General features: G+C 68.3%; 17 protein-coding genes and 1 tRNA gene. 5 read left to right on the top strand and 13 right to left on the bottom strand.

From position 1 onward, the window contains the following. Positions 1-61: 61 nt before the first annotated feature. The 4 genes from L1965_RS08295 to L1965_RS08280 form a co-directional block, all read right to left on the bottom strand. The gene (locus L1965_RS08295) at positions 62-463 is read right to left on the bottom strand and encodes a GNAT family N-acetyltransferase (protein WP_235755943.1); all 402 of its coding nucleotides are present in this window, start codon (positions 461-463) and stop codon (positions 62-64) included. Then, complete coding sequence (tsaB, locus tag L1965_RS08290) at positions 460-1059, bottom strand: tRNA (adenosine(37)-N6)-threonylcarbamoyltransferase complex dimerization subunit type 1 TsaB (RefSeq protein WP_235755942.1); 600 nt, start codon at positions 1057-1059, stop codon at positions 460-462. The genes L1965_RS08295 and tsaB overlap by 4 nt, the downstream gene beginning before the upstream one ends. Next, positions 1052-1612 (bottom strand): NifU family protein, encoded by a 561-nt coding sequence (locus L1965_RS08285; protein ID WP_235755941.1) that lies wholly within the window; start codon positions 1610-1612, stop codon positions 1052-1054. Before L1965_RS08285 ends, tsaB begins: the two co-directional genes overlap by 8 nt. A 75-nt stretch (positions 1613-1687) precedes the next feature. Then, positions 1688-2143 carry a universal stress protein gene (locus tag L1965_RS08280; RefSeq protein WP_235755940.1) on the bottom strand — a complete coding sequence of 152 codons (456 nt, stop codon included), beginning with the start codon at positions 2141-2143 and terminating at the stop codon, positions 1688-1690. 153 nt (positions 2144-2296) lie between these two features. Here L1965_RS08280 and L1965_RS08275 point away from each other — a divergent pair, with 153 nt between their 5' ends. Beyond that, entirely contained in the window at positions 2297-3094 is a 798-nt protein-coding gene (locus L1965_RS08275; protein WP_338421477.1) for a sugar transferase, read from the top strand. Here the strand turns inward: L1965_RS08275 and truA are convergent. From truA to tsaD, 9 genes are all read right to left on the bottom strand, one after another. Continuing rightward, positions 3067-3846, bottom strand: a complete 780-nt coding sequence (gene truA, locus L1965_RS08270; RefSeq protein WP_235755939.1) for a tRNA pseudouridine(38-40) synthase TruA — start codon at positions 3844-3846, stop codon at positions 3067-3069. The genes L1965_RS08275 and truA overlap by 28 nt on opposite strands. Before the next feature lie 6 nt (positions 3847-3852). Next, on the bottom strand, positions 3853-4830 hold the full coding sequence (locus L1965_RS08265; RefSeq protein ID WP_235755938.1) for a 5-bromo-4-chloroindolyl phosphate hydrolysis family protein: 978 nt from the start codon (positions 4828-4830) through the stop codon (positions 3853-3855). 266 nt (positions 4831-5096) lie between these two features. Next, on the bottom strand, positions 5097-6095 hold the full coding sequence (gene lpxK / locus L1965_RS08260; protein WP_235755937.1) for a tetraacyldisaccharide 4'-kinase: 999 nt from the start codon (positions 6093-6095) through the stop codon (positions 5097-5099). Beyond that, on the bottom strand, positions 6092-7270 hold the full coding sequence (locus tag L1965_RS08255; RefSeq protein WP_235755936.1) for a 3-deoxy-D-manno-octulosonic acid transferase: 1179 nt from the start codon (positions 7268-7270) through the stop codon (positions 6092-6094). Before L1965_RS08255 ends, lpxK begins: the two co-directional genes overlap by 4 nt. Further along, entirely contained in the window at positions 7270-7515 is a 246-nt protein-coding gene (locus tag L1965_RS08250) for a DUF4170 domain-containing protein (protein ID WP_235755935.1), read from the bottom strand. The genes L1965_RS08255 and L1965_RS08250 overlap by 1 nt, the downstream gene beginning before the upstream one ends. Before the next feature lie 386 nt (positions 7516-7901). Continuing rightward, entirely contained in the window at positions 7902-8315 is a 414-nt protein-coding gene (locus L1965_RS08245; protein WP_235755934.1) for an EVE domain-containing protein, read from the bottom strand. After that, positions 8315-8590 (bottom strand): YciI family protein, encoded by a 276-nt coding sequence (locus L1965_RS08240; protein ID WP_235755933.1) that lies wholly within the window; start codon positions 8588-8590, stop codon positions 8315-8317. The genes L1965_RS08245 and L1965_RS08240 overlap by 1 nt, the downstream gene beginning before the upstream one ends. Then, on the bottom strand, positions 8587-9528 hold the full coding sequence (locus L1965_RS08235) for an NAD(P)H-dependent glycerol-3-phosphate dehydrogenase (protein WP_235755932.1): 942 nt from the start codon (positions 9526-9528) through the stop codon (positions 8587-8589). The genes L1965_RS08240 and L1965_RS08235 overlap by 4 nt, the downstream gene beginning before the upstream one ends. Then, entirely contained in the window at positions 9525-10592 is a 1068-nt protein-coding gene (gene tsaD, locus L1965_RS08230) for a tRNA (adenosine(37)-N6)-threonylcarbamoyltransferase complex transferase subunit TsaD (RefSeq protein ID WP_235755931.1), read from the bottom strand. The genes L1965_RS08235 and tsaD overlap by 4 nt, the downstream gene beginning before the upstream one ends. 65 nt (positions 10593-10657) lie before the next feature. Here tsaD and L1965_RS08225 point away from each other — a divergent pair, with 65 nt between their 5' ends. The 4 genes from L1965_RS08225 to L1965_RS08210 all read left to right on the top strand — a co-directional run bounded on the left by L1965_RS08225 (position 10658) and on the right by L1965_RS08210 (position 15107). Then, positions 10658-11323 (top strand): uroporphyrinogen-III synthase, encoded by a 666-nt coding sequence (locus tag L1965_RS08225; RefSeq protein WP_235755930.1) that lies wholly within the window; start codon positions 10658-10660, stop codon positions 11321-11323. A gap of 95 nt (positions 11324-11418) precedes the next feature. Then, positions 11419-13179, top strand: a complete 1761-nt coding sequence (locus L1965_RS08220) for a hypothetical protein (RefSeq protein WP_235755929.1) — start codon at positions 11419-11421, stop codon at positions 13177-13179. Between the two features lie 10 nt (positions 13180-13189). Then, positions 13190-14947 (top strand): heme biosynthesis HemY N-terminal domain-containing protein, encoded by a 1758-nt coding sequence (locus L1965_RS08215; protein WP_235755928.1) that lies wholly within the window; start codon positions 13190-13192, stop codon positions 14945-14947. A gap of 84 nt (positions 14948-15031) precedes the next feature. Next, a tRNA-Thr gene (locus tag L1965_RS08210) sits at positions 15032-15107 on the top strand. Positions 15108-15296 lie beyond the last annotated feature (189 nt).

Raw genomic sequence — 15296 nt, 5'->3', positions numbered from 1 at the left:
CCGCATGATGGGACGATTAGGGCGCATCGTCCAGAGACGGTCAACCGTCTTCTTCGTGACGTCAAAGTGCAAGTTTCAGGATCAGCGCGTCCAGCCCGGGTCCGTAATATTGCGGCCTGCGTCCCGCCTCGCACCAGCCAAGGCGCCCATAAAGCGCCCTGGCGGAGTGATTGCTCTCGGCCACTTCCAGGAAGGCGGTCTCGGCATGTTTCCGGCGTGACGTTGCGGCAAATGCCTCGGCGAGCGTGCGCCCCAGACCCTGGCGCCGGGCTTGCGACGCGACGGCCAGCGTCAGCAACTCGGCTTCGTCAAGGATGACGCGCCCCAGCAGGAAGCCCTGGCCGCGCACCAGCAGAAAGGCACCCGGCGACGCGATCAGCGCGCTGAATTCATCCGCCGACCACGGGCGCGGTGCGAGCGTGAAGCATTGCCTGTGCAGCGCAGACAGCTCTGCGGGCGTCACGGCAGGATGACCGGTGCGCCATGGCGGGCGGGTGCGGCGTCGGCCGGCCGCAGATAGACCGGCGCGGGTCGCGGGCCAGGCGCTTCGCGTCGCTCCAGCGCCAGCCGTGCAATGGCCTCGGCCAGCGGAACCGCCGGCGCAGCCGGCGCCGGGCCGGGCGGCAGCGCGCCGGCCGCAGCTTGCTGCGGCCGGCCCCCGGCCTGCGGTTCGCTGGTGCCGAAATCCTGCCATATCACCTGATCACGGCGCGCGCCGATCGCAACTCTGCACGGTCTCGGCAGGCCGAAAGCGGCCGCTTCGGTCGCTGTAACGCCGACGGCCGGAACCCCAAGCGCAAGCGCCAGCCCGCGCGCAGCCGCGACCGCCACGCGGATGCCGGTGAAATTGCCGGGACCGGTCCCGACCCCGATCACGGCGATGTCGCTCCAGCCCAGACCGGCCTCGCCCAGCATCTCCTCCAGCATCGGGAACAGCCGCTCGGCCTGGCCGGTTCCCATCTCTTCGTGACGGAGTGTCAGAAGCCTGTCGCCGCACAGCAAAGCGGCCGCGCAATGCGCGGCCGATGTGTCAAAGCCCAGGACGACCAGATCAGGCAATCGGCCTGACCTCGATCACCTCGGGGATGTAGTGACGCAGCAGGTTCTCGATCCCCATCTTCAGCGTCAGCGTCGACGAGGGGCAGCCGGCGCAGGCGCCCTGCATGTGCAGATAGACCACGCCGCGATCGAATCCGTGAAAGGTGATGTCGCCGCCATCCTGGGCCACCGCCGGCCTGACGCGAGTGTCCAGCAATTCCTTGATCTGCACGATGATCTCGGAATCCGGTCCGTCATGATCGGCATGGCCCGCGCTTTCAGGGGCATCGCCCTCGATCGCCGGGGCGCCGGACTGGAAATGCTCCATGATCGCGCCCAGCACCGACGGCTTGAGATGGTCCCAGGCAAAGGTCTCGGCCTTCGTTACCGTCACGAAATCACGTCCCAGAAAGACGCCAGTCACCCCATCGACCGCGAAGATGCGTCGGGCCAGCGGCGATTTCTCGCCGGCTTCGGGGGCGGGGAAATCCGCCGTGCCCGAACCCAGGACGCTCTCGCCGGGCAGGAATTTCAGCGTGGCGGGGTTCGGCGTGGTTTCGGTCTGGATGAACATGGGGGCGCTCCTTTGATGCTGATATGGCGACGGCAAGGCGCCGGGTCAAGCCGCAGGGGCCGCAGGAGAGGGGCGTCACGTGATCGCCTCGAGCCTTTCCTTGGAGATGTCGCCCGGCACGATGGTGATCGGGCAGGCCAATGTCGACGCTTCGCGCAGAAGCCGGGTCAGGACCGGGTTCTGGCCACCCTTGTCGCTGTCCAGACCCAGCACGACCACGCCGATCTCGGGATCTTCGGTGATCTGGGCAATCAGTTCCTCGGCCGGGTCGCCTTCGCGCACCACCAGTTCCGGCTCGACCTTGGGCCGTGACCGCATCCATTTGGCGAACACCTCGAAATGAGCCTCGATTCGCTCATGCGCTTCTGCGCGCATGAGATCGGCGACGCCAAGGCCGTGCTGGATGTCGTCGGCGGGGATGACCGAAAGGATCACGACCCCTCCGCCGCTGTTCGCGGCCCGCATCGCAGCGAAGCGCATCGCGTTCAGGCATTCGCGGCTGTCGTCCAGTAGCACCAGGAATTTGCGCATTGTCGGGCCGTTCAGGTGGATTCTCGCCGATACAGTGGCCGAACTGCCATGATCGTGCAAGTGATTGCACCAAAACGTCCCGGGCCGGTTTCCATGTCCCCGACGTTATGCTACCGCAAAATCCGAATGTTAACTGAGGCAGCGGATGGCGTCGTGACAATCCACCACGATTGGGACAAGACCGAAGCGCGCCGCCTTGCCACGCTGACCGCGCCCAAGATGGCGTGGTTCCTGGGCGAGGCATCGGCGGACGCTGTCGTGCCGATGCCGCCGACCAAGCGCATGTTCGATATTGCTCTGGCGCTGCTGCTGCTGGTGCCGCTCTCGGTCGTGATGGCGCTTGTCGCCGTGACGCTGCTAGCCTTTCAGGGTCGTCCGGTCTTTTACTCGGCGCAACGGATGCGTGCGCCGGGCCGGGCGTTCACGCAGATCAAGTTTCGGACAATGCTGCGCCAGGACGGTGATTTCGGCGCCACCGGGGCGCACAAGCATTGGCGGATCACGCCCATCGGGCATTTCCTCCGTCGCACGCGGATCGACGAATTGCCGCAGCTTTTCAATATTCTGAAGGGCGACATGAGCTTTGTCGGCCCGCGCCCGCCGCTGCGTGAATATGTCGAACGCTTTCCGGCCGTCTACGCCCAGGTTCTGAAAAGTCGGCCGGGCGTGACCGGTCTGGCCACGCTGATCTATCACCGGCATGAGGACAGGATTCTCGCGCGCTGCGAAAGCGCCGAGGCGACCGAGGCCGCCTATTATCGCCGCTGCCTGCCTGCCAAGCTGAAGATCGACTTGATCTATCAGCGTCATCGCGATCTGCGCCTCGATCTGTGGATCTTGTGGAGCACGCTGAAGATCGTTGTTTCGCGCCGGGACGAACGGCCGCGCCGCCGCGGACGCGCCGCAGGAGCGGCCGCTACGCATCATTCCGCGAAGGGATCGGCCCGGTAGGCGACGTCGGTCAGGTAAAGCCCATGGGGAGGGCAGACCGGCCCGCAGGCCGCGCGATCGCGCGCCGCCAGCGCCTCTCCGACCCGATCCGGCGCCCATGATCCGGCGCCCACCCGTTCCAATGTCCCCACGATCGACCTGACCTGGTTGTGCAGGAACGACCGCGCCCGCAGGTGAAAGCGGAATTCCCGCCCATGCGGGATCTGCCTTTCCTCGATGCGGATCTCGTCAAGCGTCTTCAGAGGACTTTTCGCCTGACAGATGGACGACCGGAAGGTCGTGAAATCATGATGCCCGATCAGCATCCTGGCTCCGCGGCGCATCGCGTCGCAATCCAGCGCGTGCTGCACCTGCCAGACCATGCCGCGCAGATGCGTGGCGGGCGCGCGACGCGACATCAGCCGGAACAGGTATCGGCGTTCGGTGGCCGAGAAGCGGGCGTGAAAACTGTCGCCGACGCGGGCTGCGACCAACACCGCCACCGGGGACGGCTTCAGGTGAAAATTCAGCGCTTCGCACAGCCGGAAAGGGTCCCAGTCCCGTTTCAGATCGGCGTGGGCGACCTGTCCGGTGGCATGCACGCCGGCATCCGTCCGGCCGGCGGCCGATATCCGTGCGCCCGCGGCAAAGCCCGAGTCCAGTCGCCCCAGCGCGGTCTCGACCGCCTGCTGAACCGATGGTTGGTCGGCCTGCGCCTGCCATCCGGCAAAGGGACGCCCGTCATATTCGATCTTCAACGCAAACCGGGGCATGGATGTCTAACGTCGCCGCGACGTCTGGTCGCGGTCGGGTGCGAGCAAGTGGTCCATCGTGCGTGCATCGTCGCTGGTCAGCGTCGGAGGTTCCGTCGGTCCGGTCCGGGCCCGCACCCCCTCGCGCGCGAGTCTTTCGCGCAGCACCGATATCTCGATCTCAAGATCGGCGCGGTCACCATCCAGCAACCTGTCAACGCGCGCGCTGAAATCCTTTTCCAGATCGTCCAGAAACGTCTCGTAGGCGGCGCGCGTCTGCGGGTCGCCGGTCCTTTGGTAGAGTGCGGCGAACTTGACGGTCGCATCGCGCGCGCCCATCAGATAGACGCCCATGTAACGCCTCGCCACGGAGAGGTCGCCCGGATTGTCGCGCACGCGATCAAACAGCGCCTCGGCCGTTGCCGCGAACCCCGCGACCCGCGATTCCAGCCGCCGGTCGCCGGTTGCTGCGATGGCCGACAGCATTTCCGCCAGATGCGCCTGGCCCTCTTCGATCATCCGTGTCGCCCGGTCGCGCTGGAAACTGTCGCCGCCCTCCATGCCCTTGTCGCGCATCGGATCGGCCCCGAAGGCCAGCGCATGCAGCGCTAGCCCGGCCAGCCCGATCACCGCCGCACCTGCAATCGAGCCCGGCTCGGCCGCGCCCAGCCCAAGCCCCAGACCGGCCAGAATGCCGCCGAACAACTTGCGCGGGATGGCTGGACGGCGCGCCACGCGCCGCGCGTCATAGGCTGCCTCGGCGGCCAGTCCCTCGCGCGTCATCCACATCGCGGTGGCGATCACGCCGAACGCGGCAAGGTCGATCGCCATGCCAAGCGGGGCCTGGAAAAAAGCGCTGAAAAGGAAGGGCGTAGCCGCGATCGTGACCCATTTGGGTCGCGAGGCCAGCCGGTGCAGCCGCGGTGCGGCGGGGGTGCGACCGGCGGCCGCGCCCGGCTGCCCGGGCATGTCGGGTGAGTGGCGGCCTCCGAACCGGATTGCCATCCGCGCGCCCTCAGCCGGCCCCGGCCAGCGACGCGTAAAGCGTCAGCATGACCAGCAGATAGAAGCTCAGCCTTTGCATCGCGTTGCGGGACATTGTGGTCCTTTCCAGGCGGTTCGGTCCATGGCGGCGCGCGCGTCGTGCGCGATCGTTCGAATCCTATATCGGCACTATCGGCTTAATTGCAAAGTCCAAGCTGCGCCGGAGCGCCGCTGACGGATGCTTCCGGCGGGCCGGTCATGGCGGTCGGCGGCGCGTGCCTGCGAGGTCATGCGGTGCCGGCCCGCCCGGGAAACAGCTGTTCCAGCGCCGCGGTCAGCGGCCTCTCGTCGTCCAGCGTCAGGCGAACCGGAACCGCCAGCACCCGGGTTCGAAAACCGGGCGGCAGCCGGACCGCGTCCTTTTCGGTGGTCACAAGTTGCGCGCCAGAGGTGCGGGCGTCGTTTTCCAGCCGGGTCAGCAGCGCCGGGGTGAACGGCTGGTGGTCGTCCAGGGATTCCCCCCGCACCAGATCGGCACCGAGCCCCGTCAGTGTCGCAAAGAACTTTTCGGGGTGCCCGATCCCGGCGAAGGCAAGCACGCGCTGTCCCGGCCAGTCGATTCCCGTCGGCAACGGGGCCAGTCGGCCGCGCAGATGCATCGGCGGCGGGGCTGGCGCGGCGAACCTGTCCTGCGCGGGGGGATCGCCGATCGACAGCAGCAGGTCGGCCCGTGCGAGACCGTCTTCCACAGGCTCGCGCAGCGGGCCCGCGGGCAGGCACAGCCCGTTTCCAAAGCCCTTGGCGGCATCCACGACCACCAGCGAAAGGTCATGCGCCAGCGCCGGGTCCTGAAATCCGTCGTCAAGGATGATCGCCCGCGCGCCGCTATTGGCCGCGGCCTGTGCGCCGGCCAGCCGGTCCCGGGATACCCAGACCGGACCGAACGCAGACATCAGCAGGGGCTCATCGCCGGTCAGCCTGGCCTGATGATGGCGTTCGTCCACGCGCAGCGGCCCCTCGGCGGACCCGCCATAGCCGCGCGACACGACATGGGCGGCGATGCCCCACGACCCCAGCAATTGCTGAAGATAGATCACGGTCGGGGTTTTGCCGGTGCCGCCTGCGTTCAGATTTCCGACGCAGATCACCGGGACCCCGACCCGGGCAGGGCGACCCTTTTTCAGCCGGCGGGCGGTCGCGCCCGCATACAGCGCGCCAAGCGGCGACAGCAGGCGCGCCAGGACGGTGGGCGGCCGCAGATACCAGAATCCGGGCGCGCGCCTCACTGGCCGGCCTCGCGCAACGCCTCGAGGACCGGCGTGGCGATGCGGATGGCGACGTCGGCACCGCCGGTGCTGACGGTCCAGGCGCTGTTGGCCAGGGCGGCGACCAGATCCGGCTGGGTCAACTCCGCGATGACCGAGGCCATTTCATCCGCATTGCCGACCTGACGCGCCGCGTCCGCGCCGTCGAGTTGCTGCCACTCGGTCCGGTGGCGGGCGGTGGCCGGGCCATGCACGATCGCCGATCCAAGGGCCGCGGGCTCGAACGGATGGCGGGCCTCGTCGTCGTCGCCCGACAACGTGCCGCCCATATAGGTGACCGGTGCAAGGCGGTACCAAAGGCCCAATTCGGTCGGACCGTCGGTTATCATGACATGCACCTCTTCGGTCGGCTCTTCATCAAGGGTGCGACGCGCGACAAGCAGTCCCTCGGCCTCGAGGCTTTCGGTCAGGATGTCGATGCGGCCGGGATCGCGGGGTGCGAGGAACAGCAGGGAACGATGAGAGTGCCGCATCGCTGCGCGGTGCGCGGTCAGGACCGCCTGCTCCTCGGATTGCGGCACCGACGCCGCGAGCCAGGCGTGCCGACCGTTCAGCAGCTGTGCAAAGCCGGCGCGTTCGGCCTCGGTGCAGCCTAGCGGATCGCGGATTTCGGCGACCGGGCCGGTCAGCACGACATGGGCGGGGTCGGCACCCATGCGGATCGCGGCCCGGTGGCTGGCGACATCGGTCACCAGCACCGCCCGCAGACCGGCCAGCAATTGTCGCCGCATCGCCGCCCGCGGACCCCAGCGCGACGTGTCGGCATCCAGCCGCGCCTCGCCCAGCACCACGGGCAGGCGCCGCTGCGCCGCAGCAACGATCAGCGCGACCGGCAGATCGGGTCCCAGTAGCAGCATCGCGGCCGGCCTGGCCTTGTCCAGAAGCATCTGCGCGGCGGGAAGGTCGGCGCCGCTATCGGGAACGCCGTCCCGACCCGGCTCGATGACACGCAGATCGGGTCGGGCGTGCATCAGACGCTGCATGACCTGATCCGCCGCGCGCCGGGCATCCGGCGACACGTGCAGGATCAGCAGCGGACCATCACCCTCGGGCAGGGTCCAGGGGGCGTTCGCGGTGCCGGATGCGCCGCGCAGATGCAGCCACAGCCCCAGCCTGCCCAGCCCCGACGGAGGCATCAGTTGCCGAGTTCCTCGGTCGGGCTGACCTCGGTTTCCTCATCGCGAAGGCGGTGAAGATGGGCAATGAAATAGCGGGTATGGGCGCTGTCGACGGTGCGCTGCGCCGCGTCCTTCCAGGCGCTGTAGGCCTGTTCATAGTTCGGGAAGACCCCGACGATATGGATGTCGTTCGTATCGCGGAACTGCGTGGACTGCGGATCGATCAGTTCGCCGCCGAAGACGAGGTGAAGACGCTGGCTCATGGGACCTCCGGTCTGCTGGAATGCCGGGACCCTAGCGCGGCGGTGCAGCAAGATGAAGCGTGTTTGTCTAAAACACGGCGGGCTTTGGATTTGCCGGGGCGACGGCGTCGCGCTAGGTGGGCGCGACAGGGCCAGAAGGCCGGATTTCGGTTCCCGCGGGGGCGTGCGAGGGTGTGGCGCGCGACCCTGAGGGTGAGGGGTTCCGGCTGTTGGCGGCCGGGACCCCTTCGTCGCATTCCTGCCTCCGGGCGCCCCGAAACGCCGTTCTCCGCCGAGACGGGCCAAGGCCGGCGTCGCCGCAATCCCGTGGCCGGTCAGAGACCGGCGAGTTCCATCACGCCCGTGGCCGGTCAGAGACCGGCGAGTTCCATCACGCCCGTGGCCGGTCAGAGACCGGCGAGTTCCATCACGATCGCCCATTCCCGGTCGCTGACCGGCTGAACCGACAGGCGGCTGTTGTTGACCAGCACCATGTCCTTCAGGCGAGGCTCTTCTTTGGCCAGATCAAGCGAGACGGGACGGGGCAGAGGCCGGACGGCCTTCAGGTCCACGCATTCCCATTTCGGGTCCGCGGCCGTCGAATCGGGATGCGCCTCGGCGACAACCTCGACGATGCCGACCGCCTCTTTCCCGATATTCGAATGATAGAACAGGCCAAGTTCGCCCTTCTTCATGGCGCGCATGTTGTTGCGGGCCTGGTAGTTGCGCACGCCGTCCCATTCCTCGCCACGATCGCCGCGCGCCACCAGATCGTCCCATCCGAACACGTCGGGCTCGGATTTGAACAGCCAGTACGCCATCAGCCGATCACCTTTTTCCACTCGATCACCTCGACGCTCTCGAAGAGGCCGGCCGCCCGGTACGGATCCGAGGCCGCCCAGCCCTGCGCCGTCGCGATGTCCGGGGCTTCGAGGATGACCAGCGAGCCGCGCATCTCGCCGTCCTGGATCAGTGGGCCCGCCATGCGGACGATGCCGCTGTCCTCGATATGGGCCAGATGCGCCTGACGGGTATCAAGACGGGTCTGCAACGCGCCGGGCCTGTCCCGGCAGATCACGGCAAAAAGCGGCATCATTCCTCCTTCAGCGGACGGCTCATCAGATGTTCCATGGCCTTTTCCAACGAAACCGCGCCGTCGGCAAGCCGCGCGACCATCGCGGCGATGGGCATTTCCTCACCCATCCGCACGGCCAGGGCCGAGACGGCGCGGGCGGTCGCGATGCCCTCGACAGTGGTGCTGGCGTCGAAGTTCTGACCCGTACCCAGCGCGCGACCGAACCGGAAATTGCGCGATTGCGGCGAGGTGCAGGTCAGGGTCAGGTCGCCCAGCCCCGAAAGTCCGGTCAGGGTCTCGGGGCGCGCGCCCAGGCGGGTGGCCATGCGCGTCATTTCGGCAAAGCCGCGGGTGATGGTCGCGGCGCGGGCGCTGTCTCCGAACCCCGCGCCGATCACGATCCCCGCCGCGATGGCGATGACGTTCTTCAGTGCGCCGCCCAGCTCGGCCCCGATGACATCGGTGGTGCGATAGAGCCGCAGCACCGGCGTGGACAAGGCATGCTGAAGCCTCAGCCCGGCCGGCGCTTCGGCGCAGGCCAGCGTCAGCGCCGTCGGCAGGCCACGCGCGATGTCTGCGGCGAAGGACGGTCCGGTCAGGACTGCGATCGCGGCCGTGGGACACGCCGTCGAAATCAGCGCCGAGGGACCGGTCAGATGCGTCAGGTCGATCCCCTTCGCGGTGCTGACAAGGGTCTTGCCGTCCAGCACCGAGGCATGCTCTGTCAGGAATGCGCCAAGCGCCTGCGCGGGCAGCGCCAGCAGGATCGTGTCGGCGATCGCCGCGGTTCCCAGATCGTCGGTGATCGTCACGGCGTCGGGCAGCGTGATGCCCGGCAGGCGGGGATTGTCGCGACCCCAGCCCGTCTTGCGGCCCCACAGCGTCACCTTGCCTTTCGCGGACAGCGCCACGGCCAGCGCCGTGCCGAACGCGCCCGCCCCGAGGATCGAGATGGTCATGCCTTGGCCCCCCTTTTGCCACCGCCCAGCATCGGCGCGGCGCGACTGTCCAGTGGCCAGCGCGGACGTGCGACCAGATCCATGCCGTCGCGATGGCCCAACTGAAACCGCTCGATTCCCGCCCAGGCGATCATCGCGCCATTATCCGTGCAAAGCGCTTGGGGCGGCGCAAGGAATCCGGCACCGACGTTTCGTGCGACCCGTTCCAGCGCGGTCCTGATCGCGCGATTGGCGGCGACGCCACCGGCGACCGCCAGCAACGGCGCGGCGCTTGCCGACAGGGCGCGGCGGGATTTTTCGGCCAGGATTTCGGCGACCGCGGCCTGAAATCCCGCACACAGGTCGCGGCGGTCGCCCTGGCGCAATCCGCCCTGTTCGGCGATCAATTGGTCGCGCAGCCGCAGGGCTGCCGTCTTGAGGCCGGAAAAGGACAGATCGCAGCCCGGACGGTCCAGCAACGGTCGGGGCAGGGCAAAGCGATCGGGATCGCCATCGGCCGCCTCGGACTCGACCGAGGGGCCGCCGGGCTGTGGCAGTGCCAGCAACTTGGCAAGCTTGTCGAAAGCCTCGCCTGGCGCATCGTCGATGGTGCCGCCCAGACGGGTGAAATCCTCGGCGCCATCGACGCGCAGGAACTGGCAATGCCCGCCCGAGACGAGCAGCATCAGATAGGGAAAATCAATGCCGTCGGTCAGTCGCGGCGTCAGCGCGTGGCCCGCCAGATGGTTCACCCCGACCAGAGGCAGCCCGGCCCCGGCGGCGATGCCCTTGGCGCACATCACGCCGGCCATGACCCCGCCGATCAGCCCGGGGCCAGCCGTCACGGCAATGCCCGACAGGTCGTGCACGCTCAGCCCGGCCCCTGACAGCGCCTGCTCGACCGCCAGGTCCAGACGCTCGGCATGCGCGCGGGCGGCGATTTCCGGAACGACCCCACCGAAATCGGCATGCAGATCGGTCTGGCTGCTGACCACCGACGACAGGATTCGCCGATCGCCGGTGACGACGGCCGCGGCCGTATCGTCGCAGCTGCTTTCGATGCCGAGGAAAATCAGGTCGTCCATGCTCTTGCCGGGCGGGTATGGGGCGCTTACGCAGAAGGGCGTAGCACCGGCCAGAGGGGATGCCAATGCCAAGGGGGGCGACGCCCACGCTTCTGCTGACACGGCCTCTGGCGGATTCGCGACGTTTCGCGGCGATGCTGCCCGACCTGCCGGCGGTCATCTCACCCATTCTGCGCATCGTGCCGGTGCCCCACGACGCAGAGCGCCTGGCCAAGGCCGAGGCCCTCGTCTTCACCTCGCGCCATGCGATCCCCGCGGCGGGGCCGGGCCGGGGCCGGTCGGCCTTCTGCGTGGGCTCGCACACCGCCGAGGCCGCCCGCAAGGCAGGGTTCGACGTGATTCAGGGCCCGGGCGATGCCGCGGGGCTGGCGGCCCTGATCCCCGACCGGACGATGCGGCTGGTCCATCCGCACGGTACGCATCTGGCTCGCCGCCTGCCGGTCGAGGGGATGGTGGTCTATGATCAGGTCCAGTGGCCCTTGAGCAACGAGGCGACGCGACTTCTGGCAGGCGACGACCCGGTGATCGTGCCGCTGTTCTCGCCCCGGTCGGCGCGGCTGCTGGCGGACGCCGTGCGTTCGCCGCGCGCGCCGCTTTGGGTGGCTGCGCTCAGCGGAGCGGTGCTTGAGATGTGGGACAGCCCGTCGGATCGTGCGATCACGGCGGCAAGCCCCGACGCCGATGCCCTGGCAGCGGCGATCTGCCGCTTGAGGCAAGCGGAACAATGCTGATCACGGCGGGTTGAGCAAACGGCCGCGGCTCATTAGTCTGACGTTGATCAGCTTGGCGGCAGTGCCGCGACGGCATGCGATGACGGGGACAGTACGTGAAAAAACCGGAAGACGAGAAGACCGCCAGCAAGTCCAAGGCCGCGAAGGCCGACAAGGCTGGCGAAACCGCACATGACGCCACCAAGGGCGCCCAGGCCGGCAAGGCTGGCGAAACCGCAAGCGACGCCACCAAGGGCGCCCAGGTCCACAAGGCTGGCGAAACCGCAAGCGACGTCACCAAGGGCGCCCAGGCCGGCAAGGCTGGCGAAACCGCAAGCGACGCCACCAAGGGCGCCCAGGCCGGCAAGGCTGCCGAAACCGCAAGCGACGTCACCAAAAAGCCGGCGGCCAAGCCGGGAGCAATCAAGTCGAGCGATGTCGGTTCCGGCGACGGATCCTCGGCTGCGGCCACGGGCGGCACCGTCGCCCCGGCCGAATCGAGCCTGGTCGGGGACCCGGCGAAGGGCCGATCCGCAGCCAAGGCGAAATCTCCGTCTCAGGCCGATGCGGAAGGCGGGGGCAGTTCTGGCGGCGCGGACAAGGACATGTCCGGGAACGGCAAGGAAAAGCGGGCCGAGCCGGGTCCGAAAGGGCCTTTGAAGGATGTGCCGCCCGAAGCGATCCTGCGCGACACGCCCGCCTCGACGCCCGCGCCGACGCAGAATGTTACGGTCCAGAAGACCGGCTTCTGGCCGGTTGCCTTCGGCGGAGTGGTCGCGGCGGGGATCGGCGCCGCAGCCACGCTGTGGGCGCTGCCGCAACTGCCGGCGGGCTGGCTGGGCGAAGAAGTGGCCCAGGAGGTCGAAGCGGCCCCGCAGGTTGATGCCGATGCGATCCGCGCCGACGCCGTCGCGGCGGCCGAGGCGGCCGCGCGCGAGCAGGTCGAGGCGTTGCGCGCCGATGCCACCGCCGCCGCCGAGGCGGCCGCGGGCGAACAGGTCGAGGCGTTGCGCGCCGATGCCACCGCCGCCGCCGAGGCGGCCGCGCGCGAGCAGGTCGAGGCGTTGCGCGCCGAGCTGGCCGAAGCCGCCGCCACGCGGCCCGCTTCCGAGGTGCCGGACGATCCGGCCGCGGGTGCCGACGATGGCGCAGATCAGACCGCCACGCTGATCGCAGGCCTGCAAGCCCGGCTGGAAGAGCAGGCCGCCCGAATCGAGGAACTGGCCGCGCGCCCCGTCCCGGACCCGGATGCGGCCGAACGGATGCAGTCGCTGGCCGACCAGGCTGCGGCGCTTGAACAGCAGATCCAGTCCGCCGCGGAGGCCGCGCGGGCGCAGCTGACCGCAGCGCAGGAAGAGGCCGAGAAGATGCAGGACGCTGCCGCGGAAAGCACCAGGCGGGCCGAGGCGGTGGCCGCGATCGCGTCCCTTCAGGCTGCGCTGGATCGCGGCGTGACGCCTGACGAGATGCGCCAGACGCTTGCGGATGCCGGAGTCGAGGCCCCGGATGCCCTGACGCGCGAGGTTCCCAGCCTCGATCGGCTTCAGGCCACGTTCGGCGACGCCTCGCGCGCGGCCCTGCGCGCCACGCTTCGCGAGGACAGCTCGAGCGGCGGCAGCAATGTATTGGCCAACTTCCTGCGGGCCCAGACCGGCGCGCGTTCGGTGGCGCCCCGTGAAGGCGACGATCCCGACGCGGTGCTGTCGCGCGCCAATGCCGAGGTCGAGGCGGGTCGGATCACCGCCGCGCTTGACGAGATCGCGGCGTTGTCGGACACCGCGCGCTCTGCCCCGGCGATGGCCGAATGGCTGGAGGGCGCCACTGCCTATCGGGACGCGCATGACGCGCTGTCCGATCTGTCGGCCAATTCGAACTGAGGGCCCGGTCATGTTTTTGTCCCTGCTGAAAATCCTGTTCTTCTTCGCGGTCGTCCTGGCCATAGCCCTTGGGGCGATGCAGCTGTCGGAAACCGGGCAAGTGCTGCGCCTTGAATATGCCGGGACCGAGATCGCGCTGACGCCGGTCAAGGCGATCATCGGATTGCTGGTGCTGATGGTGGTCGCCTGGCTGGTCTTCAAGCTGCTGGCCCTTGCGCTGGCCTTCATCCGGTTCCTGGCGGGCGATGAAACCGCCATCGACCGCTATTTCGCCCGCTCGCGAGAGCGCAAGGGCTATGACGCCCTGGGTGAAGGCATGCTTGCGGTCGCCTCGGGCGAAGGCAAGCTGGCGCAGGACAAGGCGATCAAGGCCGCCAAGTATCTGGACAAGCCGCATATCACCAATCTGCTTGCCGCTCAGGCCGCCGAGGTTGCGGGTGACAACGCGAAGGCGGAAACGGTCTATCGCAAGCTGCTGGAGGATGATCGAACCCGCTTCGTCGGGGTCCGGGGCCTGATGCGGCAAAGGCTGGACGCCGGCGATACCGCGACGGCCTTGCAGCTGGCGCAGAAGGCCTATGCCCTGAAACCGCGTCACAAGGAAGTCCAGGATACGCTGCTGGAACTGGAGATGCGCGAACACGACTGGAAGGGTGCGCGCAAGCTGCTGAAGGACAAGCGCAAGCAGGGGGATCTGCCGAAGGACGTGCATCTGCGCCGCGATGCGGTCCTGGCATTGCAGGAGGCCAGCGAGGTATTGGCGCACGGCAATTCGGTAAGCGCGCGCGAGGCGGCGATTTCGGCCAACCGTGCCTCGCCGGACCTGATCCCTGCCGCCGTGCTGGCTGCGCGCAGCTATATCGACCAGAAGGATTTCCGCAACGCGTCGCGCGTCCTGGAAAAGACCTGGTCGGTGCGTCCGCACCCCGACATCGCGGCCGCCTATGCCGAGATCGTTCCGGACGAAAAGGCGTCGGCGAGGCTGACGCGCTTCGACCGCCTTATCAAGAAGAACCCCGATAACGAGGAATCGCGCCTGCTGAAGGCAGAGCTTCTGCTGGCCGCAGAGGATTTTCCTGGCGCGCGCCGGGCACTTGGCGACCTGGCAGAAACCCACCCCACCGTGCGCACGCTGTCGATCATGGCGGCTGTCGAACGTGGCGAAGGTGCCGACGACAGCGTCGTGCGCGGCTGGCTTGCCAAGGCCATCACCGCCTCGCGCGGGCCGCAATGGGTCTGCGACAGCTGCCACAACGTGATGGATGAATGGGCACCGGTCTGCGACAGCTGCGGCGGGTTCGACACGCTGAGCTGGAAAGAGCCCGAAATCCGGCGCGGCAACGGCGTGAACCCGACCGCAGGTGCAGAGATGTTGCCGCTGCTGGTCGGCACGCCCAAGACCGCCCCGGACGCCAAGGCCGAAGTCCCGGTCGAAACCATGTCCGGTGCCGTCTCGGCGCCTCGGGCCGAGGCGGCGCCCCGGGACGGCGCAACGGCCGCGCCATCAGCCAGATCCGCGACCGCGAAGAAGGTCGAGGTCGCGGATGTCGCGCCGGGCATGGTGCCGCGCGAACAGGACTTTATCGAGGTCGAGCCGGCAAGCACGGATCGCTCGCCCGAGCCCGCGGCCCCATCGAAGCCGGCGGACAGCAAGGACGAGAAATCGAAGCCGGCCGAGACCACGGACGAACCCAAGCCCGTGCGTCCCGATGTCGAGCCGCCGAATGGCGACGAGTGGGCCGATACGGTGGCGGGCAGGCGCAGCTGAAGTGGCGTTCGTGGGGGGCAAAAAACAATCTGCCCCTCTTCCCCCCTTCGTCGGAACCTGCTATCCGGCGCCGCACAGCCTGATGCCGGTGTAGCTCAGCTGGTAGAGCACGTCATTCGTAATGATGGGGTCGGGGGTTCGAGTCCCTTCACCGGCACCAGGGTGTTTGAAGCACGGGCTTGCAGTCGCGCCAGGGTGCGAGGTGCAAGCCCTTTCCATTCAGGCTCCCGCAGCAGCGGTCACAGGATCGGGATGCCCGCATGAGCGCCGGTCCCGGGCCGAGACGGTTGCGCCGTCCACACGACCCGCCCCACGCCCCCGCAGGCCGCCACTCTTCGCCCGCCGACCG

The organism is Paracoccus salsus (assembly GCF_021556615.1).
GTDB lineage: Bacteria > Pseudomonadota > Alphaproteobacteria > Rhodobacterales > Rhodobacteraceae > Paracoccus > Paracoccus salsus.
Note: the sequence above shows the minus strand (reverse complement) of the source record. Positions and strands in the feature narration are given on the sequence as shown.